This is a genomic window from Paenibacillus anaericanus (genome assembly GCF_003994475.1).
Taxonomy (GTDB): domain Bacteria; phylum Bacillota; class Bacilli; order Paenibacillales; family Paenibacillaceae; genus Fontibacillus; species Fontibacillus anaericanus.
Genome location: NZ_RZNY01000013.1, coordinates 137,427 through 164,249, shown reverse-complemented (window position 1 = coordinate 164,249; position 26,823 = coordinate 137,427). Strand labels below are relative to the sequence as shown.

The 26,823-nt window shown below is 40.6% G+C and carries 21 protein-coding genes and 1 riboswitch; of the genes, 15 read left to right on the top strand and 6 right to left on the bottom strand.

Annotated elements, in window-relative coordinates; all coding sequences use genetic code 11:
• Window positions 1-104 precede the first annotated feature (104 nt).
• Window positions 105-920, top strand: a complete 816-nt coding sequence (locus tag EJP82_RS16345; RefSeq protein WP_127193143.1) for an imm11 family protein — start codon at window positions 105-107, stop codon at window positions 918-920.
• A 132-nt stretch (window positions 921-1,052) separates the two neighbouring features.
• Here EJP82_RS16345 and EJP82_RS16340 read toward each other — a convergent pair whose 3' ends face one another.
• Window positions 1,053-2,399, bottom strand: coding sequence for a glycoside hydrolase family 30 protein (locus tag EJP82_RS16340; protein WP_246054198.1), 1,347 nt, complete (start codon window positions 2,397-2,399; stop codon window positions 1,053-1,055).
• 148 nt (window positions 2,400-2,547) lie between these two features.
• On the opposite strand from EJP82_RS16340, the gene EJP82_RS16335 reads away from it, so the two are divergent.
• Window positions 2,548-3,345, top strand: coding sequence for a helix-turn-helix transcriptional regulator (locus tag EJP82_RS16335; RefSeq protein ID WP_127193142.1), 798 nt, complete (start codon window positions 2,548-2,550; stop codon window positions 3,343-3,345).
• A gap of 16 nt (window positions 3,346-3,361) precedes the next feature.
• On the opposite strand, the gene EJP82_RS16330 is transcribed toward EJP82_RS16335, so the two are convergent.
• Complete coding sequence (locus EJP82_RS16330) at window positions 3,362-3,910, bottom strand: DUF2812 domain-containing protein (protein WP_127193141.1); 549 nt, start codon at window positions 3,908-3,910, stop codon at window positions 3,362-3,364.
• Window positions 3,897-4,232, bottom strand: a complete 336-nt coding sequence (locus tag EJP82_RS16325; RefSeq protein ID WP_127193160.1) for a PadR family transcriptional regulator — start codon at window positions 4,230-4,232, stop codon at window positions 3,897-3,899. The genes EJP82_RS16330 and EJP82_RS16325 overlap by 14 nt, the downstream gene beginning before the upstream one ends.
• A gap of 301 nt (window positions 4,233-4,533) precedes the next feature.
• Here EJP82_RS16325 and EJP82_RS16320 point away from each other — a divergent pair, with 301 nt between their 5' ends.
• From EJP82_RS16320 to EJP82_RS16310, 3 genes are read left to right on the top strand one after another with little or no spacing between them, the layout of a single operon-like run.
• Window positions 4,534-8,199, top strand: coding sequence for an AAA family ATPase (locus EJP82_RS16320; RefSeq protein WP_127193140.1), 3,666 nt, complete (start codon window positions 4,534-4,536; stop codon window positions 8,197-8,199).
• A gap of 4 nt (window positions 8,200-8,203) precedes the next feature.
• Window positions 8,204-8,677 (top strand): hypothetical protein, encoded by a 474-nt coding sequence (locus EJP82_RS16315; RefSeq protein WP_127193139.1) that lies wholly within the window; start codon window positions 8,204-8,206, stop codon window positions 8,675-8,677.
• On the top strand, window positions 8,649-9,263 hold the full coding sequence (locus tag EJP82_RS16310; RefSeq protein WP_127193138.1) for a hypothetical protein: 615 nt from the start codon (window positions 8,649-8,651) through the stop codon (window positions 9,261-9,263). Before EJP82_RS16315 ends, EJP82_RS16310 begins: the two co-directional genes overlap by 29 nt.
• A 56-nt stretch (window positions 9,264-9,319) precedes the next feature.
• Here the strand turns inward: EJP82_RS16310 and EJP82_RS16305 are convergent, their stop codons facing one another.
• Window positions 9,320-10,075 (bottom strand): class I SAM-dependent methyltransferase, encoded by a 756-nt coding sequence (locus EJP82_RS16305; RefSeq protein WP_127193137.1) that lies wholly within the window; start codon window positions 10,073-10,075, stop codon window positions 9,320-9,322.
• A gap of 20 nt (window positions 10,076-10,095) precedes the next feature.
• Window positions 10,096-11,244: an MFS transporter gene (locus tag EJP82_RS16300; RefSeq protein ID WP_127193136.1), complete on the bottom strand. Its 1,149-nt coding sequence runs from the start codon at window positions 11,242-11,244 to the stop codon at window positions 10,096-10,098.
• A gap of 193 nt (window positions 11,245-11,437) precedes the next feature.
• Here EJP82_RS16300 and EJP82_RS16295 point away from each other — a divergent pair, with 193 nt between their 5' ends.
• Window positions 11,438-12,508 carry a site-2 protease family protein gene (locus EJP82_RS16295; protein ID WP_127193159.1) on the top strand — a complete coding sequence of 357 codons (1,071 nt, stop codon included), beginning with the start codon at window positions 11,438-11,440 and terminating at the stop codon, window positions 12,506-12,508.
• A gap of 68 nt (window positions 12,509-12,576) precedes the next feature.
• On the opposite strand, the gene EJP82_RS16290 is transcribed toward EJP82_RS16295, so the two are convergent.
• Window positions 12,577-13,827: a peptidase gene (locus tag EJP82_RS16290; protein ID WP_127193135.1), complete on the bottom strand. Its 1,251-nt coding sequence runs from the start codon at window positions 13,825-13,827 to the stop codon at window positions 12,577-12,579.
• Window positions 13,828-14,054: 227 nt separating this feature from the next.
• A riboswitch (cyclic di-AMP (ydaO/yuaA leader) is annotated at window positions 14,055-14,187 on the top strand.
• A 6-nt stretch (window positions 14,188-14,193) separates the two neighbouring features.
• On the opposite strand from EJP82_RS16290, the gene EJP82_RS16285 reads away from it, so the two are divergent.
• The 9 genes from EJP82_RS16285 (at window position 14,194) to EJP82_RS16245 (ending at window position 26,559) form a co-directional block, all read left to right on the top strand.
• Complete coding sequence (locus tag EJP82_RS16285; RefSeq protein ID WP_127193134.1) at window positions 14,194-14,985, top strand: CAP domain-containing protein; 792 nt, start codon at window positions 14,194-14,196, stop codon at window positions 14,983-14,985.
• Window positions 14,986-15,178: 193 nt separating this feature from the next.
• The gene (locus EJP82_RS16280; protein ID WP_127193133.1) at window positions 15,179-16,177 is read left to right on the top strand and encodes a LacI family DNA-binding transcriptional regulator; all 999 of its coding nucleotides are present in this window, start codon (window positions 15,179-15,181) and stop codon (window positions 16,175-16,177) included.
• Window positions 16,178-16,871: 694 nt separating this feature from the next.
• On the top strand, window positions 16,872-17,762 hold the full coding sequence (locus tag EJP82_RS16275) for a carbohydrate ABC transporter permease (RefSeq protein ID WP_127193132.1): 891 nt from the start codon (window positions 16,872-16,874) through the stop codon (window positions 17,760-17,762).
• Window positions 17,762-18,667 (top strand): carbohydrate ABC transporter permease, encoded by a 906-nt coding sequence (locus tag EJP82_RS16270; protein WP_127193131.1) that lies wholly within the window; start codon window positions 17,762-17,764, stop codon window positions 18,665-18,667. The genes EJP82_RS16275 and EJP82_RS16270 overlap by 1 nt, the downstream gene beginning before the upstream one ends.
• Before the next feature lie 72 nt (window positions 18,668-18,739).
• Complete coding sequence (locus tag EJP82_RS16265) at window positions 18,740-20,101, top strand: ABC transporter substrate-binding protein (RefSeq protein WP_127193130.1); 1,362 nt, start codon at window positions 18,740-18,742, stop codon at window positions 20,099-20,101.
• A 100-nt stretch (window positions 20,102-20,201) separates the two neighbouring features.
• Window positions 20,202-21,191 (top strand): LacI family DNA-binding transcriptional regulator, encoded by a 990-nt coding sequence (locus EJP82_RS16260; protein WP_127193129.1) that lies wholly within the window; start codon window positions 20,202-20,204, stop codon window positions 21,189-21,191.
• 19 nt (window positions 21,192-21,210) lie between these two features.
• Window positions 21,211-22,194, top strand: coding sequence for an N-acetylglucosamine kinase (locus tag EJP82_RS16255; protein WP_342773688.1), 984 nt, complete (start codon window positions 21,211-21,213; stop codon window positions 22,192-22,194).
• Window positions 22,195-22,246: 52 nt separating this feature from the next.
• Entirely contained in the window at window positions 22,247-23,563 is a 1,317-nt protein-coding gene (locus EJP82_RS16250) for a 6-phospho-beta-glucosidase (protein ID WP_127193127.1), read from the top strand.
• Between the two features lie 395 nt (window positions 23,564-23,958).
• Complete coding sequence (locus tag EJP82_RS16245; protein WP_127193126.1) at window positions 23,959-26,559, top strand: metallophosphoesterase; 2,601 nt, start codon at window positions 23,959-23,961, stop codon at window positions 26,557-26,559.
• Window positions 26,560-26,823 lie beyond the last annotated feature (264 nt).

Genomic DNA, 26,823 nt, shown 5'->3' with positions numbered 1-26,823 from the left:
ATGTAGTTTTAACAGAGAGCTCATTTTCTCATACAGCAACAGTCGCAAAATGATAGTCATATGTTATGAAGTCTAGATCCATATTTAAGGAGGTGTTTTTTTAAATGAAGGTTTATAAGTTTCGAGAACATTCGAAGGCAATGAATTTTTCAGCAGTGTTTAATAATGATGAACATCCCATTCATTCAGATTTTGATGGTAGTCCAAAACAGAATATCTGGACACCAATTAAACTAGAAACCTTGTTTAAAAGAACCTATAAAGATTTTCCGTATTATATCATTGGACAGCCGGTTGTATCGAAAAGAGTGAAGGAACTTATGGAGCCTTTCACCTGCAATGAAGTAGAATTTCTTCCGCTAATTCATGATGATTTTGAGTTTTTTATGGTAAATGTTACTAATGTGCTAGATTGTGTAGATTGGCAGAGATCTGATTTTAGGACATTTGATGATGGTTCATGGGCGGGATTTAATAAACTTGTTTTTGACTTTCATAAAGTGCCAGAAGACACTTATATGTTTAAGATTAATCAGGGAGCAACAACTAGAGTTTATGTCACTGAAGCATTCAAAGATCTAATCGAACGAAATAAACTTAAAGGACTAGATTTTTCACAGGTGTATGATTCTGATTTCACCGAAGCGAAAGAGTTAGAGCAGAAGCGAAACTATGAATCTGCATTAGCGGATATCGAACGAAGTAAAGGACAAGAATTCTCCTATGAAGAGGCCGGAGAAAGGGTAGGGCAGGGTAAGGCTGTAGCTAGCGGAAAATGGAAGATGCAGCTTAGTACGAAAGGGAACTTTTTGCTTGGAGAACTCTTACTTGATCTGACCTATCAATGGATAAGACCTATGTATATTCCCCCGATCCTACTTGATTATTTATGGCATGAGGTTGATAAAGACACGATTTAATCCCTAGTTTAATAGAAAGAGGGAGGAATCCACATAGTATCTTCGGCCAATTATCGAAGATGAGAGGAGTCCGAAGGACGCAAAAAAAGATGATCCCATTACAGGAATCATCTCTTTTCCACGTACAAGATATTAAAAAATCAAAGTCTGAATCGAATGTGGAGGACACGCTGTATCCGCAAGTTGCCCTTGATAACGTAAGGCGTAGGGAATTGTATTATCCGTCCGATTTAAGATAACAACAACGATGGATCCGTCTGGATTTTTGAAGGCTGATGTTTCTAGTTGATCGGTATACTTACTTGAAGCGATACGTTTAGCCCCTGGAAGGATGAATTTACTGAATTGCCCGATATAGTAATAAGAGCTTTCATATATGACTTCATTCTGAATTGTATCCGCTATGATTGGAGCATCGCAGTAGTTACCTACATGGTTGGGTCCACCTTGTTCATCCAAGACGATATTCCAATCTGTCCAAGCGGACATCCAATTGTTTAGATTGCCCATGATGTCATGAGCATAGCGTTCTCCGGTCTTCCAAGAATTTAGATGAACACCACCTTCTTGGCATCCTTCTGTAAACACAAGAGCTTTATCAGGAAAACGGTCATGAACAGCAGATAGTGCTTCAAAGTGGTCACCTGAGTACCAGTGAAAACCAATTCCCCAGATGTATTTTGAAGCAGCCTCATCCTCAAAAGCGACCTTTGCACGGTCGTATACCCGCTCTTTATTATGATCCCAGATCATGACTTTAACGTGAGATAATCCATTCACTTCAAGGGCGGGTCCTAGGTGATCGCGAACAAAGTCCTTCTCCTCCTCGGCTGTATAAATACAGGAATCCCAAATTTGCTTAGCCTTGGCTTCATTCTGTACGCTAAGACCCCAAATACGAATACCCTCAGCTTCATAGGCTTGTATATATTTCACAAAATATTGGGCCCAAACCTCAAGGAATTCTGGTTTTAGCTTGCCTCCATTATTCATTTCCCCGTTAGTCTTCATCCAGGCTGGTGGGCTCCAAGGTGAAGAAAACAACTTAAATTCATCGCCTGCGATATTCGCCGCCTTACTGATCAGTGGCATAATCGCTTCGCGGTCTCTCGAAATATCAAAGCTCTCCAAACTAGGATCTTCAACATCTACATAAGAGTAATTACCTAATGAAAAGTCGCAGCTGTTGATATGGGAGCGGCAGAAGGTGTATCCAATACCTGTAGCTTTATCAAAATATGCCTGGAGGATCTCTTGTTGCTTGTCTTCACTTAGTTTGGCAATAGTTACAGCCGAAGCTTCAGTCAAGGCACCACCAAATCCGATGATTTCCTGATACTCAATATCGTCATAAACGTTGATCAATTGGTTCTCACGATCATCATGAAGATCCGGAGTGAAAGTTAGAGCCTCTTGTTCCGTAAGTCGATCCGCAGTGTCTTGAGCAGTTTGAATTACACGTATTTTGTGCATAGTCATGTTCTTATCTCCTTTGTTAGCCGTATAGGTTGAACATAAGTTCATATAGGATAATTATAGAAAGATTAAGTGAGATAAAGAAGAAACAAAACATGTACAAACCTGAACAATATGATAACATCGAAAATATAAAGGGGGATGAAGAACAATGGACTTTGACCTTGAAGTGATCTTATGTGATTATTCAATACACAAAAATCCCTTCCAGATGAATATGAGTAAAGGCACGGATTCATATATATTTCGGTTCCAAGCAGAAGGTAGTAGCCAAGTAGTTCTGGAGTCAGGTGCTTATCAATTATATCCAGGAGACCTACTACTTTTACGTCCAGGAGACCTGTACGATCTGCGTATTAATATGGGGTCGAATGGATCTGGTACAAGTGCGGATTATTATGTATTTTGTAACGGAACTTGGCTAGATCGGTGGTGGGGTCAAGTGAAACGTCCGCAGCTTTCACGGGTCTCTGATGAGGGGAGGTTAAGGGAACTATGGCATCAATTAGTGTTAGAGAAACGGAGATTGGATGGAGGATCAACTGAACTTAAGGTTACTCTACTGCAAGCCTTATGTTATTTAATAGATCGGGCGGTGTCTGAAGTATCCGAGCCTTCCTCAATATCAGCCTATCATGCTCTGCGTATTAAGCATTATTTGGAATCGTATGCGACGAGTTCCATTGAGCTGGAGCAAATAGCAAAGCATGTAGGGCTCAGTATGTCAAGAGTAATGGGGGTGTTTAAGCAAGAGTATGGGATGTCTATTCTTCAATACGTACATAAATTACGTCTTTCTCTAGCTATGGATTTGATGAAATCAAGCCCAATGACTCTTGAACAAATCGCCGAGGCTTCGGGATTTGGTAGCTATACTTATTTCAACCGTATTTTCCGTAACTTTTACGAAGTTTCTCCAGGTACATACCGAAAGGGATTATATGATTAATCGGTTCGAAATGGGTTTATACCTTCTTCTCGGCTCTTCTTCTGAACATAAGGGCGGTATATGTCATCAAAGCGGGTACAGCGATGGTGATACCCACAGTGCCCAAGTAGAAATAGATAGATTCTATAAAGCTATCTTTATTCTCTGTATAGGCAGTTAACCCAAAACCCACGACAGCAAATATCGCGAAAATAAGGGTAACCATTCCCACAGATCTAGTAATTCTATTATACTTCTCGTAAGAGGTATTTCTGTCAGAATAGATGGGAGTTGTGCCAGGTCGGGCTGAAAAGACGTGTATGCTTCCCGCAGAGCAGACATGATTCCATCCAGCGGCTGCAAAGGTATCTACATAATTATTCATATCTGCTTTATGAACTACATGATAATCCATTTCATAGATGAGGTTCTGTGGTTCCGCTTTACGTAGACGATAACCGAGAAAGGCAAAAGACTCCAGTTGCCAGCCTTGCTGTGCCAATTTCCCCATCTTCAGCATCTCTTTTTTCTCTGCAAAGGCGGTCCCTTGTGATGTTATATAGCGATGACTTTTAGTTTTTCTCATATTCGTTCTCCTCCTTAGCGGATTCTATTGCCTTCAATCCATGCTGTGCCATGCGTGAGCGTCGTTCGATTTCGTTCATGACGATCTCTCTGCCTTTGATGGTTACCATATAAGGTTTACGTCGTTCGTCATCCGAACTCCCTGCTTCAATATGTTCGTTCTTCATCATTTTCTTAATTAGCGTATACAGTGTAGCTGGGCCTACCGTTACTTCGCCTTCTGTTAATTCTTCAATGTACTTCATGATCGCGTAACCATGTCTGGGGACAAGAAGCGAGAGTAGAATATAATATGCCGAATCTGTTAGTTGCTCTGTCAACATGGAATCATTTCTAGACAATTCTACACCTCCTTATATATCATGCGTGGATATATCGGCAATGGATATATCCATTACCGATATAATAAATTATGGAAACTTATATGTCAACTTTTTTGAATAACAAAAACGGACTCTGGGTGGCATTCGATTATTGTTATTTGTTCAAATATAATACCAACTCACATGATTCAGTTGGAATTTCTCTTTAAGTATAATGTTCCAATATAAAGGAATATCTGCCTTTATTGTAGAATAGTATTGCAAGATTCAAGTGCTACGACTAAGAAAGGCGGACACAAGAATGCGATTTGATTTCAAAGGGATAATCCGTTTTCTATTTCCTGAATGGAATATTATTCAGGCGATACAAGAGGAAGGGTTCATTTCCAGATACAGACCTAATAATCCAAAACATCAGCATCCACTAAATAATCAAACTCCTGTACCAAGAGGTAGCGGAGGATCTGCTTCCACGATGAATCAGCAGATGCCACCAACTGCGGGGCCGTCGGTTCCAAGTGGGGACGCAAGAAGTAACTCAGCAGGAACGGGATCGTCATGGAGAAGAGATGGATCTCCCAATTCTCAGACAATAGTAACCCCCGATAATACTAATTTAACAGCAATATTCCAAGGTATTAGACACGAAATAGATCGGCGTATTGTTGGGCAACAGCAGTATTTGGATCAGTTGTGCCTTGCATTCAAAAGACCTTATGTTACCGGGTATGACCGCTTGAAGCCAAAGAATATCATCGTTGTGCTAGGCCCCGAAGGAACAGGAAAACGAACCAGTATTACTCATATGGCTGGTCTACTTCACGAGCGTAGGCTTGCCACCAATCCTCTAATTTCAATCATAGATCTCTCACTTTATACCCATGATTCCGAGTTAAGGCTATTTTTATCTGACTTATACAAATGTTTATATAATACGCCAGAAATCGTTCTATTCGAGAACCCAGAGAAATGCCATCCTAGTATAATTGATGTCATTACGACATTGAGCTTAATAGGGAAATATACATTTGGCGCAAGGTATATCTTTCAGGATAATAACTTGATTGAGGCAACCGGCGCACTTCTAAGCAACTCGATCAGCGAAATCGGGGTTAATGGCAAGATTTTTGTGGTTTCTTCAGTCAAATCGGAGCAAGAGGTTCAGGATATTTTTGGCATTAAGTTTATGAATATAGTGGGCGACTTCATCTTTACAGGAGATTTTAGCGATAGCGATCTATTGGAGCTTGCGATGAATTACATGAAAGCTCTCGGCAAAAAATGTGTCGCTCAGTTGGCAGTTACTCTGTTCTGGGATCAAGCTGTTCATGAACGAATCATCATGGCTTATCGAAGTGCTACGGGAGCTAGTGGCATTGAAATATTTATCCAAGATAATCTCTATAGGCCTCTAGCGGAGTATAAATTGAGAAATGCGCTACAGCCAAATGAATCCATCAAGATATCTGTTCTAGATGGAGGGTTCGTCGCAGAGATCAGAGGAATCCAAGTTCATCTGGCAGATGTCCTCCCTCGTAAACGCAACACTGGCCTTGAAGAGATCAAGCAGGAATTAGTTAAGATTATTGGGATTGAATCAGTCAAGCAATATATCCTGCAGCTGGAGGATAATCTTAAGGTTCAACAAATTCGTGAAAATGCAGGTTTTAAGAATTCGCAAGTTTCTATGCATATGATCTTTACTGGGAATCCTGGCACAGGAAAAACGACGATTGCACGAATCGTAGCCAAATATCTCAAAGCTTTAGGGATCCTCTCAACCGGACAATTGCGGGAGGTAACTCGCTCGGATCTTATCGGCCAATATGTAGGGCATACTGCAAAACTTACTCAAGATGTGATCAAGTCAGCGTTAGGAGGCATACTCTTCATTGACGAGGCTTATTCTTTATGCCGAGACAAGTATGATACTTTTGGTCTTGAAGCTATTGATACCCTTGTTAAAAGTATGGAAGACAACCGGGATGATTTGGTAGTTATTTTGGCCGGATATAAGGAAGAAATGAATGATTTTCTTAAAGTAAATAGCGGCTTGAAATCAAGGTTTCCTAATATCATTGAGTTTGAGGATTACACATCTGAAGAAATGTACCAAATATCTCTGGTTATAGCTAAAACAAAAGGTTATCAGATTGCAGAAGACTGTAAGGACCCTCTCATTCAGCTATATGATCAAAAACAAATCAAAGGGAAAAATGATAGTGGCAATGGGCGTCTGGTTCGTAATGTAATAGAGGCTACAATTCTTAACCAATCGAAGCGGGTGCTTGAGCATGCTGGGATACCACTCGATATGCTTTTATATGAAGATTTTAAGTTTGATGAAAGAAGTGGATTCGATCTTGAGGCGCGATTGGCACCGATTATTGGACTTGAACAAGTAAAAGAGTTTGTGAGGACCCAGTACCGACAACTCATTGCACAGGAAAAACGAAAGAGTGCCGGAATTCAGGTTGATGTAACCCAATCTTTGCATATGGTTTTCAGTGGTAACCCGGGAACTGGTAAGACGACAATAGCTAGGATTGTGGCTGATATGTTCAGGGATATGGGGTTATTGAAATCCGGGCAACTGGTTGAGATAGACCGAGGTGGCCTTGTCGACAAGTATGTCGGTCATACAGCTCAGAAAACGGAGGAAGTTTTCAGGTCAGCACTAGGTGGGGTGTTGTTTATTGACGAGGCGTATGCCTTAGCATCTGACGGTGATAGTTTCGGAAATGAAGCTATCAATACACTCGTTAAGCTTATTGAAGACTATCGTGGCGAAGTCATTGTCATTTTGGCAGGTTACCAGAAGGAAATGAGTGATTTCCTTAAGGTTAATCCGGGGCTAGACTCACGTTTCCCTCTAAAAATCAATTTTCCGGATTATACAGCAGCAGAGTTGCAAGCCATTGCTCTTAAATTTATATCAGACAAGGGCTTTATGTTAGCTGAAGCCGGAAACATCATTTTAAATGAACAAATTAATATTTTGTATAAGCATCAAAGTACTCCGTCTGGAAATGGCCGTATGATTCGAAACTATATCGAAGAGATCACAAGAAATCAATCGGCCCGAATTGCAATGAACGAAATAGCCTTGGAAGATATGAATGTGATTATACCGTCTGATATTGAACCTAAGAGCACGGAATTGATCAACTTTGACCTCGAAGCTGAACTTAGTAAGATTATCGGTCTGGATGAAGTTAAAGATTACATTCGAAGTTTGAATGCAAGGTTAAGAGTGCAGAAGGAGCGCAAAAAGCTCGGACTTACGGTGGATGAATCCATGACGCTTCATATGATTTTTAAAGGAAACCCTGGAACGGGAAAAACGATGGTTGCGCGCACGATAGCCCAAGTACTATATAACATAGGTGTTATAAAAACCAACAAACTGGTTGAAACGGATAGGTCTCTTCTTGTCGCTGGCTATGTAGGGCAGACGGCAATTCAGACGCGGGAAATCTTTATGAATGCACTAGATGGAGTACTATTTATTGATGAAGCCTATGCACTTGCGCAGGGTGGTATCAGTGATTTCGGTAAGGAAGCGATTGATACATTAGTCAAGTTGATGGATGATTACAGGGATCGAATTGTTATAGTTCTAGCTGGATATAGTCGGAATATGGACAGTTTCCTAACTGTGAATCCAGGGCTTAAATCGAGATTTCCAAACATCATCACATTCGAGAATTACAATACCGAGCAATTGATGCAGATCTCTGAAAAATTCTTTATAGGTAAAGGGTATGAGCTGGACGAATCAGCTAAGATCAAACTAAGTGATCTGTTGGAGGGTGCCAGAAGAGATCCATACTTTGGTAATGGGCGTTACGTTCGCAACGTATACGAAAAAGCAGTTAATAATCAAGCCATTCGTCTGAGTGCGGATACTGATTTGACTAGAGAAGATTTAATTACTATTAGTGGATTTGATATAGGGGGAGGATAAGGAAATGAAACCGTTCTTTGCAAACGCATTTGCATTCATCTATTTCGCTGCTCTGATACTCCCTATGTTACTAGTGATATTTATAATACACCTGTTATTCTTAAGCGATGTGAGCACAATTCGTACTTCAGGATTCTCTGGGCCAAGTGGTGACTTTATTATTGTCGGATTATGTGGCTTTATTATCGGCCTGTCGTTGCTGATCCCACCACTTCGCATAATGTATCGAGTGTTACCTTGGTTATTTCCATTAGTACAAATAGGGTTCATAAATATCGTTATTTTAGAAGTAGCACTTATTATTTTGAACTATGGCTATGAAGTAAATAATGAAGTGAGACATACTACGTTCTATATTCTAATGATTGTGCAGATCGTCATATGTCGATTAGCTATGTCCGTATATTACAAGGTTAAGCCATTGAGATCCGAGGGGAGGAGAACCGCTAGTGGACAAACAACAACAGGACATTTTTAAAAGAGATGAAACATCAGCAAAGACACAAAACATGGACTTCAATACACCTCCCTCATTCGAAGGTGGAGATCCTGGGGGAGAGGAATCTCGTAACCCGCTGGATCGACGCATGAAGATATTTGGTGCGATATGTATGTTTGCAATTATAGTTCCTTTAATGATATCTGGTAGGTCTACAGTGTACGACTCCTCCGTATCAGCGCAAAATGTGCTATCTAGCAAAGTATCTGCAGCGGTAAAAGCAGGAGTTGTTTTGTTACCTGCTGATGAAAAGATGGGAGCACAGGATTATACAGTCAAGCATCAATCCACAGCTGAACAAACTAAGATATGGGTTTGGGATTACGCAGCTGAAGATGGTGATTACGTACAGGTATTGGTGAATGGGGTTCCTTTTACAGATTCGTTTATGATCAAGCATAAGCCAAAAACATTTGTGGTACCAGCGATTGGTGATATTCAGATTAAGGGCATCCGTGACGGTGGTGGAGGTATTACTTATGCGATCAGATACGAAGTCAACGGAAAAAGTTACTTCAACGGCACGCCTGAGGGAGAATTTAATACATATACTTTGGTAAGGTAGGCTGTTGTACAGATAAACAAAAATGACCCTCATAACGGGGGTCATTTTTGTTGGGATTAGACTTGCCCAATATAGCTACGTGTCAGATTAGGCATGATAAGCACGTTATTCTTACTGTATTTATAATACAATTCAGATAGGGATTGGATAAAGTGACTATAACTATCGTCTGTCTCTTTCGGAGCGTAAGAGGATGATAAATTGCGTCCGATGAAACTATTCAAATCATACTCTAAATGGTTTTCAAATTCTTTGTATTCATATGTTCCATTCCTAAAAAAATGCTGAAACATTTCAGGTGTTTCCTCGATACCTCCGCTGAATCCCACAAATGCAGAGCAATGTTTCCTACATATTTCGGCGTTTTCTAAAACTAGATCACTTGAAGAGACCTTGCTATTCCACACCAATGCGACGTTCGCATCTTGTTTTAATATTCGCTGACATTCCAATTTAAATTTATCTTTGTCGAACCAATGAAAGGCCTGAGCAACAGTAATTAAATCTACACTACTATTGGGTAAGCCGGTATTTTCAGCGGCAGCATTTAGAGAAGTAAACTGCTCATAATGATTTAATTCATCTTCTGCTGAGATTCGCATATCGTTATTTGGTTCTATGGCAATGACTTTCAAATTTTGATCGAGAAGTTGCTTGGTTAGTATTCCCGTGCCAGATCCTATATCAGCTAAGGTGTGAGTATTGGTTAATCCATTTCTATTGATTAGATAATCAATGTATGCCATAGGGTAGCTAGAACGATATTTGGAATAAATAGTCGCTTTTCCTGTGAATTTATTAGTAAATTCCATACTGATAACCTCCTCTAAAATTAACCGCTAATCGATTGTTGATGATGTTGATGATGCCTGTTCACCATAAACAGTAAGGAAGACGCAATACATAGACAGAAGAGGATCAAATATAGAAATTGTCCTCCCATGCGATCGATGATAATGCCTCCCAACGTATTGCCGATAATGCCCCCAAGTCCCGCAGTTACAGCCGCATATATCGTTTGCAACGTTGCGTTTGTTCCCTTTGTGGCATAACTCTGTACGACTTCAACAGCAGTACCTGCAACGAAAGCATATGCAATGCCATTTAATAACTGAACTACAAGCGTCAAAGTGACGTTGGAGAAGATGAACATTGCGAAATATTGAACGCCATAAATCGCGGCAGCTACGCATAGTAGCTGGTATCTGCCGATTTTTCGGCTAAGCTTGGTCGCTACCCAGAACATAGGAACCTCAATAAGGGCGGCAATTGCAAATGCGCTACCGATCCAGCTCTTATTAAAGCCCATCTCTTTAAAGTATAACGGCAAAAAGTTCATATTAATGGAGGCGGACATCATCATGAGCATGCTTGTGACAACGAATATCATAAATGGTTTGTTGCGAATGACCGCGCCCATTTGACCATAAATTGATATTTTACTACGGGTGACTTTAGCTCCGGGGAAGAACATAATGACGATGCATACGGTCGCACAAATAATTAAATAATAAATAAAGATATTGTTGTAACCGAATTTATTGTAAATAATACCCGTTGCGAATGTCCCTATCGCGTAGCTTAAGGCTCCCCATAGCCTAATGCTACCAAAAGAATATCCTTTTTTACTAGCAATCTCTACGGCCATTGAATCTCCAATCGGTCCTGCAGAAGATTGAAACCACGCGAAAAAGATAGACAATACGATGATTCCAATCATTCCATCCACAAATTGAAATCCCATGCCCAGCACCGGAGCTGTTATGGCACAAATCATCAGAATTTTTCGAGGATTGTTGATGCGGTCATTGATCATCCCCATAATGGGCTGCGCAACGATACTTACCAAAGCCCATAAGGACAAGATGAGTCCGACCGTAGTAGAGCTGTAACCCCGCTCGCTAAAATACAGGCTAGTATAGGGCATAAGAACAGACATGGCCAAGTAAAATAAAAAATAATAGCTTGCTAGTGTCTTCAAAGAAGTATCTCCTCATTTCCGCTGTAGACAGAATTTCTGTTAAGATCTCATTGTTTTGTTATAACATTAAATAAAATAGATTAGAAGCCGCAATTGTGTTGTAGTTTTTCTTTGTTAGGAAAAAGGTGTATGCTAGAATACTCTCATATATATATATTCAGCCAAATAAATAATTTAAGAGGAAGTAGGAGTGCTGTTGCAGCAAAATAATGGGAAACCAACGTCATCAAATTTACTGAAGTGGCTGGGAGGGGCGGGGGTCTTTCTGCTTCTCAAAGGCAAGGCGCTGCTTTCTGTTCTTAAATTCAGTAAATTTGCTGGACCCGTAATTTCTATGATGGTGTCGGTAGGCGCCTACGCATTAATCTATCCATGGAGTTTTGCTATTGGGTTTGTATTGTTGTTACTTGTTCATGAGCTAGGTCATGTTATCGCAGCGAAACAGAAGGGACTGCCGGTCAGTGCACCGTTATTTATTCCCTTTGTTGGTGCATTAATATCTATGAAAAAAAGACCGCTGGATGCGCAAACAGAAGCTTATATCGCCTTTGGGGGACCGCTTCTCGGGACAGTTGGTGCGACGGCTGTTTTTTGGGTGGCTTTGTATCTTGACCATCCCTTACTGTATTCACTTGCTTATGTTGGCTTTTTTCTGAATCTCATCAATTTGCTGCCGATCCATCCGCTTGATGGAGGACGGATTTCTACTGCAGTTTCACGCTGGTTATGGTTGGTTGGATTAGTGGGTGGTCTGGTCGTTATTTTTTATATGCGATCGTTTTTATTCTTCATTATTTGGGCACTATTTGCTTATGATTTATTTAATAAGTATATTCGGCGGCGTAAGAATCATAAAAATCATTTCATAATGAAGAGTTTTGTAATAGCGCTTACGCAACTGCAAAGTGAAGGATACCTGATACCTGGACCTGAGCACAAAAGGAATTTACCATTTGCTACGTATAGCGACCTGAACCGACAGCAACATGTGACCATCTTCTGGGAGAGCCTAGGACTCCGAGGCATAGCACAGCTTCCGCAGCAAAGTATTATTCATAAAGTAAGTGTAGCTGGAGTGGATCAGGTTTATTTGGAGGACGGACCACATCTCAAGGTGAATTGTGAGATAAATTTTACCGTTTACGATAATGATAAGTACTATGATGTGCCCACAAATGTACGTTGGAAATACGGTATCAGTTATTTTTGTTTAGCCGGACTATTAGGGATTATGATGTATATGGTGCAATCTAATCATCTTTAATATATCTTCGAAAAAAACAAGCCGAACCCCCAAATGGGAGATCGGCTTGTTTCTATTTAATGATTCGATTATTGATTAGGAGCTGCCATGCTATCATCTTGAGTGATAATCACAATTTCAGCATTCGTGATACCGGGCAATGATCTAGTCATCATGGATGAGTGGTAAGCGACAATTTTCATACCTGCTTTCAAATCTACTTGACCACCAAGTATAGAGATCACTTTAGTATCTTCCGAGATATTCAAAATGACATCGTTTTGACGAGAGTTGTCAGAACCTACATTTACATATACTTGGTCTTTTTCTACATCGTCTGTTGCAGAGATTGTACCCTCAATTTTGTTGGTTGCTTCTGCCTTAACGACGATTTTGTCAGCATGTGTTTGGCCTGGGAAGCTAAGTGCCATCACTGGACCATAGTAAGCATCAATACGAACATCAGCTTTCAATGCATCTTTAGTTAATGCATTACCTTCTTCGTCAACGATTTGAGTTTTCTCATCAACAGAAAGCATGACATAATCGGTTCCGCCTTGTTTCATTGCGCTTCCGATCAAAGTGATTCTGTGATCCTCTACATTTGTAATAATACCGTTCGTACCGGCAACCTCCTCTTGAACGGACTCTTCTACTTCTGTATTCACCACGACATAGTTGGTTGTGGATTGAGCCGGAATGCTCATGGTTACAGCAGGTCCATAAAATGCTTTGACACTCATGCCAACTTTGATATCAGCGGCTTTGATGGCTTTACCATTTTGATCAATAATTACAGCTTTGTTGGCAAAGTGTAATACCATCGTGTCCTCATTCGAGTTATAGATGTCTTTACCTGTTACAACAATTCCGTTTTCTTGCACTTCGGTTACCTTACCGTCAATTCCAGTGAAGCTTTGGTCTTGAACAATAAGTGTCAATGCGGTTCCGCGTGCTGGAATACTTTTTGTGATACTAGGACTGTAAAATGCTTTAACGGCTTTCTTCTCATCCATAATCGTTTGTAGAGCTACGCGTTTACCTTTAGAATCTATAATTTTAGTATCTTTAGTGATGGAAAGAACGATTTCGCTTTGATCGGACGGTGTAACACCACGACCTGTTACGGTAATGAACTTGCCGGTTTTATCATTTGTAAAGTCAGTAATTTGCCCCATAGTACCTGAAATCACTTTGAGTTGGCTCAGAATGTTACCAAGGCTAATTTGTCCGTAATGAGCTGGTGCGGCGGTTGGGATGCTTTGTGCATTTGCTGCCACTGGCATAGCTGCCATCGTTAGAATAGATGCTGTTGCTATTACTTTATACATTTTGTTCATTTGTCATACCTCCATTATTTGTGTAGATATTCAACCTAGGTGCTTGGAAAGTTAATTTAAGCCAAATAGGCTTGTTTATATAATTCTAGACGGTGAGGTCCCGTGAAATGTTGCAGTTTGTATGGGAATCTCTTTAGATTTCATATATTTACTATGGGTATATGTGTATCAATTAACATTAATTTAGAAGTGATTCGAGTTGGGATCCATGTTAAGATTTGGACGTACCAAAAATCATGCCGAAGCCCATTCGGGCACGGGGGAACCATTTATTGGGGTGAAGTCGCAAGCATGTGACAAGGGGAATCCACTTTGACCCGAACCCGTCAGCTAACCTCGTAGGCTACAAAGGGAGAGATTTATTTTATGAAGTACAAGTTTAAAAATATGGTTATCACCGGAGCTCTTATTCTAGCACCAGTTCTAGCGGCAAGCCCGGCAATGGCTGCTTCACAAAATGTGGCTACTCAGGTTCCGAATTACAAAATGATAAACATTGAAAGCTACGGCTTTTATTTTAATACTCAGAACTGGTCTGAGCTTTTGGATAAGCTAGTGCTTGATATTAAGCCTGTTATCCCACAACCAGATGTTACATTACCGGACAATAGTAAACCTGAATCTAGTACTCCGGAATCTAGCAAACCGGAAACTAGTGATCCGGTGAAACCAAGTACTCCAGTAGAACCGAGTACTCCAGTAGTGCCAAGCACTCCAGTGAAACCAAGTACACCAGCACCAGAACCATCAAATCCTGGAACAGGAACGGATAATGGGGATCAAGCTGTGAAGGATGATTTTGCTGCACAAGTGGTTGATCTAGTGAACCAAGAACGTGCTAAGGTAGGACTTCAACCTTTGAAATCCGATTCTGCACTTACTAATGTAGCGATGCTGAAAGCGAAAGATATGTATAACAACAATTACTTCGACCATAATTCGCCGACTCTTGGATCTCCGTTTGATTTGATGAACGCGCAAGGTATTCAATATCGTACGGCTGGTGAGAATATTGCCAAAGGGCAACGTACACCAGCAGAAGTGATGAATGCATGGATGAATAGTGATGGTCACCGTAAAAACATTCTAAGTGCTAATTACACTACAATCGGTGTAGCGTACTATAATGGTGTGTGGGTACAAGAATTTATCGGATAATAATAACTTTGGAATGGAAGCCTGCAGGTATACCTGCGGGCTTTTTTGTGTTAAAAATGGCGACAAAGTTAACGTTTTGAGCCACTTTAAAACAATAAATAATAATCCTATGTAAATACCTATGTTATATGTGAAATGTGGCGCAAAATGTGGTATGTTAATGTAAATTGTGTTAAAACGGGAGCGGTTTCTAATGAAAGTGAGCATTTTCGATGTTGCCAAAAAGTCGGGTCTGTCGGTCGTTACGGTATCCAGGGTATTGAATAATGCGACATCTGTACGGCCGAAGAATAGGGAACGAGTATTACAGGCGATGAAAGACCTGGATTACCGCCCGAATGCATCTGCTCGAAGCCTGGCAAGTGGCAAAACCGGTATTATCGGGCTAATGTTGAACACATTACATGATACTGTTCTTGATGCTGTAATTACGGAGATTAACGATTACTTAGCGGAGCATGATTATTTTTTGGCGCTTTCTATTTCACAGCATGAAGACACATTCCACCGTTCCTTATTTCAGGAAGATCGGGTAGATGGAGTGATCCTGTTGTCTCCAACAGATCCGGACATGTATATAATGGAACTTAAGAAGAGAAAAATCCCTTTTGTCATCCTGGATAATCAGCAGCGTACTCCTTCGGCCCCTTCAGTTATTATAAACAATTTCAAAGGTGGCTATGATGCGACAAAGCATCTGATCGATCTTGGGCATACTGAGATTGCTCACGTAAGTGGACCTAGCCTAGTCACAAGTAGCGAGGATCGGGAGAAAGGGTATTTGTTTGCGCTCGAAGAGGCAGGACTGAAGCCATTTGGTATTGAACAAGGGAATTTCAATATTCCCTCAGGTTACAATGTCGCGAAGCGTTGGATTGAATCGGGCACGTTACCTACTGCGGTTTTCGCAGCAGATGATTTTATGGCGATTGGTGTAATGGATGCATTTAAGAATGAGGGAATCCGAATTCCCCAAGATGTATCGATTGTTGGATTTGATGACCAAGTATATGCCGATGAGTTTCATCCATCATTGACGACGATTCGTGTACCATTCAAAAAGATCGGGAGGCAGGGCGTAAATATCCTGCTGAATTTAATCAAGGATCCGTCCAAACGAAATGCGACTGTGGAACTTGATCCGAAGTTAATTGTGAGAGAATCCTCAGGGGTGCCACGGCACTCTTCATAAATAAACAGAATTCAAGCATAATGCCAAATGGGATAAGCTTTATATCTGGAGTCTTCTAGGTTGCTACTTTTGTAGTATACCTGAAGGCTCCTTTTTTATTTGTATGATTAAAAATCATCTCATAAACGCTCAATATGGTGTCGCTGGGTGTGGGGTTGTGTCTTATTATTATACGAAAAGGTATGCTTGCACAAAGTATAAGTTTAACCGTTTAAACTTAAAAGCATATATTTTGTGATTATTTACACCTTCTATTTTTATAAAATAGTGCAGTTTTTGTGTAGGAAAAGGCGGAATCGTATTAAAAGGAGTATTGAACAAAGATGAAGACTAATGTGTTATATAACATAACATAAAAGAATGGATTAAGACAATGATAATGAAATTAGGTTGGGTTTTAATAAAAATATAACGTTATATGTAATGTAATTATGTTAAGTTCATCAAAAAGATATTTAACTCATCGTATTTAGTATTATTGGATCTATATTGTTAGACGATAATTAGAATACATGACATCGATAAAGCGCTTTAATTTATTATTTAATCGAAAAACTCAGTTTATTTTTAAAAAGGTATTGTCAAACATCATGAATATGATTATTATAAGCTCATAACATATAAAGTTAAAGCCCTTTAACTTTATGAACAACATCTTGGTAAAGCAAAATAAAAAAGGGGAGGGATTGTAAGGATGAAATTATCTGAGTCCAAGCGCGAGAATTTTTATTTCTACCTATTCATCTTGCCGTGGTTAATCGGATTTTTAGTCTTTGCGTTATATCCAATTTTAGCATCACTGTATTATAGCTTTACGGATTACGACATTATTAGTAGTCCTAGGTTTATCGGCTTGGACAATTTCAGAGAGCTTTTCCAAGACGAGTTATTCTACAAGTCGATTCTCGTCACGCTGAAGTATACCTTTATTAGTGTTCCACTCGGTCTATTTCTATCCTTAATTTTCGCGATGCTCATTAATATGAAGATACCTGCCCGTGGCTTTTTCCGCACAGCGATGTATTTTCCGAGTATGGTATCCGGCGTTTCGATGTCACTTTTGTGGTTCTGGATTTTTAATCCGGAAGCGGGTATCTTCAACTACATTCTTTCCTTATTCGGTGTTAAGGGACCTGCTTGGTTCTTAGACGAAAAGTTTGCAATGTGGGGCCTAATTATTATGACGTTCTGGGGCGTAGGCGCTGGGATGATTATATTCTTGGCCGGTTTGCAGGGCGTTCCAGCTAGTTTGCTTGAAGCTGCAAAGTTGGATGGAGCAGGAAAATGGCGGTCATTTTGGAGCGTAACGTTCCCGATGATTTCTCCCGTATTTTTATTCCAATTGATTATGGCAGTAATTGAATCATTCCAAGTATTTACGCAAGCTTACGTTATGACTCAGGGTGGTCCGAACTACTCAACACGATTCTACGTCTTCAACGTATATGTGAGCGCATTCAAAGATTTTCGTCTCGGGTATGCTGCTGCGATGGCGTGGTTATTGTTGGTTGCAATTCTGATCGTAACCGTGATCATTATGAAATCTTCGAATCGATTCGTTTACTACGAGGGGGGACGGGATTAATGAGTGATACCGTGATTGATAAAACTCCGAATATTATAATTGATCCTACAAAAGTAAAAGGTGACCGGAAGAGAAGAATGACTGTGGGCGAAATAGTCGCATTTGTTTTATTGATTCTCCTCACCTGTACGATGTTGTTTCCAGTGATATTCATGATATCTACCGCATTGAAAACATCAAAAGAAATGCTACAATTTCCACCGACTATTATTCCTGAAACATTTGCTTGGGACAATTTCAAGACACTGTTTACTAATGATGAAATTAAATTCGGTATCCTTTATAAGAATAGTATTATTGTCGCCGGATTGTCAGTTGTAGGAACGGTCTTCTCATCCGCACTAGTGGCGTATGGTTTCTCAAGATACCGGGCTAAAGGGAAGAAGATCATGTTCATGTTGATGATCTCAACAATGATGTTACCTTATCCTGCGGTCATGATTCCTCAATTCATACTCTTCTCTAATTTAGGCTGGATGAACACATTCTTGCCGTTGATTGTACCGACTTTCCTTGGTTCAGCCTATCAAATTTTCCTATTAAGACAGTTCTTCATGTCATTGCCAAATGAATTATATGATTCTGGTAAAATCGACGGCTGTAGTGAATTTAGGTTGTTCTGGAAAATAGCACTTCCGCTTTCAGGTCCTGCCTTAGCTACAGTTGCTATATTCACGTTTATCTGGACTTGGAACGATCTATTGGGACCTGTACTGTACTTAAGTTCTCAAGAAAAGTTTACTTTGCCAGTTGGGTTAGCGGCTATGATGTCGTCTAAGTTCCGGATTGCCCCTTACAACTTGTTGATGTGTGCGTCTATCATGACGACTTTGCCAGTTGTTGCGATCTTTGCTTCTGCACAGAAGCATTTTACTGAGGGTATTGTTCTTACCGGTATTAAGTAATTGATCAGATGCAGTAACGTTCAATTATTTGATATATATACAAACCAAACTTTTTTAAAGGGGGATTTTAGAATGAATCAAGCTAAGAAAAAGTGGTTGATACTTCCAAGTTTAATTTTGGTGTTCGTGTTAGTCTTGTCTGCTTGTGGTGGAGGTGGTAGCAATAGTGGCGGGGAGAAGGACTCGGGTCCTGTAACTATTACGTACTATACGATCGATTCTCCAGATAGAACTTATGTAGAGAAATTGATTCCTGACTTCGAAAAAGCAAATCCGAACATTAAAGTCAAAGTAGAGAAAGCTCCTTACGAACAATTTGACTCCAAACTGCAAGCAAACATTGCAGCAAAGAACTCGCCTGATATCACATCGCACTTTGGTTATGGTGGATTCGCGGAGTATTACAACAAGGATCTACTAGCTGACCTTACAGATATTATGAGTGAAGATGGCTTTAAAGGTTCAGATTTTGGGATTTCAGATGAGTTAATGGACATTTACAAAGTTGACGGTAAAACATACGGCATTCCTTTCAGCAACTACGTTACCATATTACTTTATAACAAAGATATGTTTGATAAAGCAGGCGTACCTTATCCTCCTTCAGATTATGAAGATAAAAGTTGGACTTTCGACAAAATGGTTGAAGTGGCTGACAAGTTGACAGTTCGTGATGATGATATTGAGAAATCAGCATACGGCGTTAACTTCGGATGGGGCGAGTTGGATATGAGACCAGCTTACTTCGGGGTAAATGTATATTCCGATGATACATGGACAAATGGTGGTAAACCAAGCGAAACGCATTTCGATTCTCCAGAAGCGATCGCAGCTTACCAGAAACTGATCGACTTGATCTGGGATAAGAAGGTTTCTCCTCCTCCAGCATGGTCTAAATCTGTAGCAGGTCAATTCGGAGATCCGTTCTTGTCTGGCAAAGTGGGCATGACGGTTGGTGGTTCATGGGCTTTGGCGAGCCAGGATCAGTTCAACTTTAAAATTGGTGTAGCAGCTGTTCCATACGGCGGAAATGACAAAGAGAGAAGCGTATTGTATGTTGACCCATTATTCGTATTGAAGGGTTCCAAGCATCCAAAAGAATCTTATGAATTCATTAAATTCCTCATTTCCAAAGACGTTCAGGAGAAATCCATTGAATTGAGCGGGGGTACACCTCCGATTAATGACCAAGCCAAAGAAAAATACTATAACAGTTTCGATGGTGTTGATCCAGTAGCGATTAAGAATGTATATGACGGAGCGAATAAATACGGCGTAGAATCTTACAATCACTTGGTAGCAAACTACTCGCAAATTAATGAATTGTTCATTAACGAGTTTGCTGCTGCTGAGAACAATACGAGTCCAGTTGACATAGTTATGCAAGGAATTCAGAAGAAACTGGATAAACTTCTTGAACGCGTAAACAAATAAGGCAAGGTAACATAAGTGAAAATGGTAGGGGAATGGAGTAATTCCTTCCCCTATTTTATACCTTTTCATTTTATACCGGTTGCTTTAGGAGCGAAATAAGATGAAGGTAAGCATTTTTGATGTAGCCAAAAAATCGGGTTTGTCGGTTGTGACGGTTTCTCGCGTCTTAAATAATTCAACTAGTGTGCGGGAGAAAAATAGGTTAAAGGTTTTAGAGGCGATGAAAGAGCTAGATTATCATCCGAATGCAGCTGCCCGCAGTCTGGCAAGAGGAGAGACCAGAATTATCGGATTAGTTGTCACGACGCTCAAAGACTCCTTTTTGGATGAGATTGTGAGAGCAATTACAGATACAGCAGAGGCACAGGGGTATTATGTTGCATTATCAGTTACCTCTGGTTTACAAGATAAAAGACATTATTTGTTCAAGGAAGACCGTGTGGATGGTGTTCTTTTATTGTCGCCCATGCATGAGGATGAATACACACTAGAGCTGAAAAAAAGCCAAATTCCGTTTGTCTTACTCGACAATCAGCTGATGAGTTCGTCCGCAACTTCCGTGATCGTAGATAATTTCAAAGGCGGATATGATGCAACGAAACATCTAATTGATTTAGGCCATAAAGAAATTGCGCATATTAGCGGTCCAGAGCTGTTTCTTAGTAGTCGTGAAAGGGAGCGTGGATTCCGTACAGCTTTAGAAGAATCGGGATTACAGCCTTTCCATATAGAACGTGGGAATTTCGAAATATCGACGGGTTATAGAATTGCCCGTAGCTGGATTGATTCCGGCAACTTACCAACTGCGTTATTTGCTTGCGATGACTATGTAGCGCTTGGTGCCATGAATGCATTTAGAAATGAAGGAATCAGAGTGCCTGAGGATATTTCGATTATCGGATTTGATGACCAGGTCATCGCTTCGGAATTTCGTCCTATGTTGACGACGATACGACAACCAGCGGAGCAAATCGGAAGGACGGGAGTTGAGTTGTTGCTTAAGAGTATAAGCGGAGTGGCCAAGCGTAATGTGACGGTTCAATTAATTCCCGAGCTTGTTATTCGGGAATCGACAGCCCGTAGACTCTGACAAACATGCAATTATAGGAGTGAATCCGTTGAAATATTATATGGGCGTAGATGGTGGCGGTAGCAAAACATATACACTGATCGCCGATCAATCTGGGAAGATCGTAGGTAAAGGGCAAAGCGGAAATGGCAATCATCAAACGGACTATGAGGAAGCAAAACACAATATACGAGAGTCCGTAGAGATGGCGCTTAATCAAGCGGGTCTTGGTCAGAGCGATATTTCATTCGCTTATTTTGGGTTAGCGGGTGCTGATAGAGAAGTAGACTATCAGATATTAAGGCCGATGATCGCAGAACTTGGATTACCACATCATGATGTGAATTGCGATACGATGATCGCCCTTCGAGCAGGGACAGATCGCCCTTATGGCATTGTATTGATCTGTGGGACGGGAACGAACAGTGCGGGAGTAAATCCGCGAGGTGACTTTTATCAGTGCGGAGGATTCTCCTACGAATTTGGAGATTTCGGCGGTGGTGAATCACTTAGTGTCGAAGCATTCCGTTCTGTTATTCGCGCATGGGACGGACGGGAGCAACCGACCCTATTAACTGAAATGCTGCTACAGGAAATGGGTTACGACAATATGTCGACCCTGTTCAACGATTGTTTGGATGAAGATAAGATGCCACCACTTAGTACGGTGAAGTTGATTTTTCAAGCTGCGGCTCAGGCTGATGAGGTAGCTATTCGCATTTTGCGTGCGCAGGGCGTAGAGTTAGCCAAGACAGCAGTGGCTGTCATCAAGCGCTTAGGTATGGAGAATGAGAAGTTTGATGTTGTGCTAGCAGGCAGTGTACTTACTCGCGGGGAAGCGAGATTTATTCATCCATATATCGAGCAGGCGGTTAAAGATTGTGCTCCTTCTGCTTCATTAGCCAAACTTCAGGTTGAACCAGTTGTCGGTGCTGTATGGATGGCCTTTGAGGCGGATGGGAATGAGATTTCCAAGGAAGTGTATGATCAACTTCGGGCAGTATCGGATTATAGCTTGGTGTAATGAGGTAATGACTCAGAAAGATGATTAACATAATTCTCCAGTAGAAGGGAAGATGGTTACAGTGGGTAATTCTAAAGGTTTGAAAATAGCAGTTATTGGCGGCGGTTCTTCATATACGCCGGAAATCGTAGAAGGATTTATTCGGAAGTATGAGCAACTACCTGTTAGAGAGTTATGGTTGGTCGATATTGAGCAAGGTAGACATAAACTTGAAATTGTCGGCGAACTCGCTAAGCGCATGGTTGCCAAATCGGGGCTTCCGATCGAAGTACATTTAACCCTGGATCGCCGCGAAGCGATAGCGGGAGCTGATTTTATCACGACTCAAATGAGGGTTGGTTTGCTAGAAGCCCGGAAATGGGATGAGCATATCCCTAACCAGCACGGTGTAATCGGTCAAGAAACGACAGGACCTGGCGGAATGATGAAGGCGCTACGGACAATTCCTGTACTGCTAGATATTTGCCGAGATATTGAAGAGTTAAGTCCTAACGCATGGCTTTTAAACTTTACCAACCCAGCAGGAATGGTTACGGAAGCGATTAACCGGTATTCCAAAGTGAAAAGTATCGGACTATGCAATGCGCCGATTGGTTTGCAGAAGCGGTTGAGTGAACAATATCAAACGCCGATCGAACACATTTATACCGAGTTTGTAGGGTTAAATCACTTGCACTGGGTAACGCGTATCGAGGTTGACGGAGTGGATAGACTTCAAGAGATGTTGGATAACCGAGAAGACTATTCAGCTAAGAATGTTCCCCCATCCGAATGGGATCCTGAATTCCTGAAGGGATTAGGAGGACTTCCCTCTTATTATTTGAAATATTTTTATATGACGGATATTATGCTTGAAGAACAAGTGGAGTCTATGAAAGCGAATGGAACTCGTGCGGAAGTTGTGAAGAGAGTTGAAGACGAGTTATTTGAACTGTATAAGGATCCGAATTTGCAGGATAAGCCGAAGCAATTGGAGCAACGTGGTGGTGCGTACTATTCGGAAGCTGCCGTTAATCTGATGGATTCACTTTATAACGATAAGCGGGACATCCAGACTTTAAACGTCTCGAACGGAAACATTCTTGATTTCCTACCGGCGAACGCGAGCATTGAAGTGAACTGTCTCGTTACGAATAAAGGCCCTATTCCGTTATCCGTTACGGAAGTTCCGGAGCAAATCAAGGGATTAATCCATGCGGTCAAAACCTATGAGAGACTCACTATTGAAGCTGCGGTAACCGGCGACAGAGGAATAGCGCTTCAAGCAATGGTGAGCCATCCGCTAGTTCCATCAGTTAGTGTGGCTAGAACATTACTAGATGAGATGCTGGAGCGTAACAAGCCGTATTTACCTGCATTTTTTGAATAAAACATATTATTTCTACTAGGCCTGTACTGTTAGCATTATATAAGAAGTGACTTACAGAACTCGCTAGAAGCACTTAATCACGGGGTACTTAACTGATGAATAGGCGTTTCTAGCGAGTTTTTAGTTGGTTTTACGTGTCGGTATCCTATTACTAGGAAGCAGGAGAGAGTAGGACTTGATACACGGTATAATTGTCTTATATTTACAAAAATACTTAAATATAGTATACTATAAATGTTTAAGCGCTTAAACATTAGGATTTACTCTACTTTTTAGGGGAGGTGATAGATGGAATTGAAGCGTTGAGTGTGTTAGGGATAGTTCGATGAAACCTGTAACGCATAGGCATTCATACCTTCTGCATTTTATCTAAAATGAGAAAAGGGGTAATGAAAATGAGAAAGAGGGGAATTAACAATTTAAAAAGTAAATATCTTCGAATGATATGTATTTTAACAGTGATCCTATCGATATCAATGAATGGAGCAATATTTGCGGAAGAAAGTGCGGATGCAGATGCGGGGTTAGCAGCACAAGCAGTTGCGGTTAGAGAAACGGTAGCGGGATGGGTATTTAAGGATAAGGGGACGAATGGCGTCTTCTCTGCTACAGATGGTGTCTATAAATTGAGCTCTACAATTAGAGATGTAGGAACGAATGTAAATCAATACAGTTATGAATCGAGTGAGAACAGTGTTCGCAATCAAGGCTGGGATAATGGGATAGGCACAAAGTATTGGCTGGCAACGACTTCCTCAAAAGGGTTTGAAAATTTAACTATATCCTCTCAACAAACCTCTTCAAGCACAGGCCCTCGTGATTTTAAGGCTCAATTCAGTACAGACCAACAGACCTGGACCGATATACCGAATGGTAAGCTTGTTTTGGCCCAGACTAACTACTCTAGTAGTACATGTAAATTAGTGAATGTTCCTCTACCAAGTCAGGCAAATGATCAAGATTTACTATATATCCGCTGGGTTATTGATTCCAATAAGAATGTAAGCGGCGGGACTACATCAAGCTCAGGGTCAAGTAGAATAAAGGATGTTACCATAACAGGGGAACGTAAAAGTGGGGGTGACGGAGGAACGGAAGTCCCTACGTTAGACTTGATCAAAAAGCCCGCTTCAGATGCAGTAGATTTGCCACTCAATACGGAGATATCTGTCAAATTCAATAAATCAATTGTGCTCAATAGCGCTTTTAATGCAACCATAGTAGATAATACGAACGTTTCAGTAGGAAATATAACGGTTGGATTGATAGGTAATGATACGGTAAAAATAAATCACCCAGACCTCGCATATGGGAAAACCTACAAAGTAACGATTCCAAAGGGGCTATTAAAAGGCTCTGTAGATAATATAGCTCCGGTTAATGATATCATTTGGAGTTTCAAAACTGCAGCTCAAGTTCCGCCGAATGTTAACAAGATACCCACATTATTAAATATGACATTTAACGGTGATCCTAAGACAAGTATAGCTTTTGCTTGGTACACCCCTGAGACAATTACAGGGACAGTGGTCCAGGTTGTTGAAGCTTCTCAAGTTCAAGGAGGGACATTCCCTGAACAGGTAGCGACTACATTTACTGGTAATGTTACGATCATCGACACTCTAATGACTGCTAGTGATCGGAGTTCCAAAAAGTATAAAAAGTTTGCTAGTCACAAGGTGATCGCTAATCAACTTAATCCGGGCACCAAGTATGTATATCGTGCAGGTAATGGCGATGCAGATGGGTGGGGCCAAATGGGCTCATTCACTACAGATCCAGCAGCCAATCAAGACTTTCATTTTATGTATACGACAGATACACAAGGTTCAAGCAAATCAAACTTTGAATTATGGCAGGATACGTTTAGAAAAGCAATCGATACACTCGTTGATCCCAAATTTGTGCTCCTGACAGGGGATTTAACGGACGATGGCGATCTTGAGCAACTATGGCAGTGGTTCCTTGGGGTTCCGCAGACAGAATTTGCGAATGTTCCTTTTGCACCTATTATTGGGAACCATGAAATAGAGGATTATCCGAATAACAATTATTATAACCATTTTAACTTGCCAAAGGATGTTGGAACGGGAACGGAAGATGGCTCAGTTTATGCTTTTGAATATGGGGATGCACTCTTCATGCAAATTAATTCTCAATATGAAGGTGACGTTAGTCCGTACAAAGCAGATGCTCAATTCGACGCTCAACTGAAGTGGATGAGAAATCAAGTTGCGAAGACGGATAAGAAGTGGAAATTCGTATCGATGCATAAGGGAGCCTACTCTTCAGGTGATAATGCATCAGCGGAATCAGATCGCGTGAAATTCTATAGAAAATATTTGATTCCGGTATTTGATGAAATGGGCATTGATTTGGTATTCGAGGGCCATGATCACATGTATATGAGATCTTATCAAATGTTAAATAACGTGGCCATCAAAAATGTGGTAAAGGATAATCAAGGTAATGTTGTTGATCCTAAAGGTACGGTATATCTGATGGGCAACTCAGGTGCTGCGAAATTTTATACTATAAACCCGAGCGCAGACAATTTCTTTGCAGCTAAGAATGATCAACCTAATAAGAAAATGTTTGTAGATGTATCTATATCGGGAGCTGTGCTTAAATTTACTTCTTACACTGCGGTTAAGAATCAATCCGTAGCCGTTTATGATGCATATAGCATCAAGAGAACGGACGCTAAACCTAGCAAGGTTGAGAATGCAACTGCACTTAAAAAACCAAATAACCAAGCGCTCATTTCATGGAAAACTCCAACAAGTACACCGGAAGCTGTAAGAGGATTTAGAATATACGAAAAGAACAATAAAGTAAGCACAAACTGGAGTATTTATGTTCCAGCAGTAAGTAATCAATCGAATTATAGTTATACTTTAACTGGAATTGATCCTGCAAAAAGTTATGACTTCGTCATCAAAGCTGTTGGTTCAAGAAATAATTCGGAGTCAGTTGAAGTGACTGCAACTAACTAAAATTATAACTATATAGGGATACCCTATGGATAATGCCCCTAGCGTCCTTTGACGTTAGGGGTTTTTGTTTGGATTTCTAAATTTATACTTTTGTCCACGGAGGAGCCATAATTCATCATAAGTGAGAAATAGCACTGTGTATCCAACGTATATATGAGATATTGAAACTTTTGGACTATAGACCAATATATAGCAACTAATTACAATTGACGTAAGTCGTATGAATGTGGTCCATAGACAGTATGGATCCCATTCCCCTCGGAA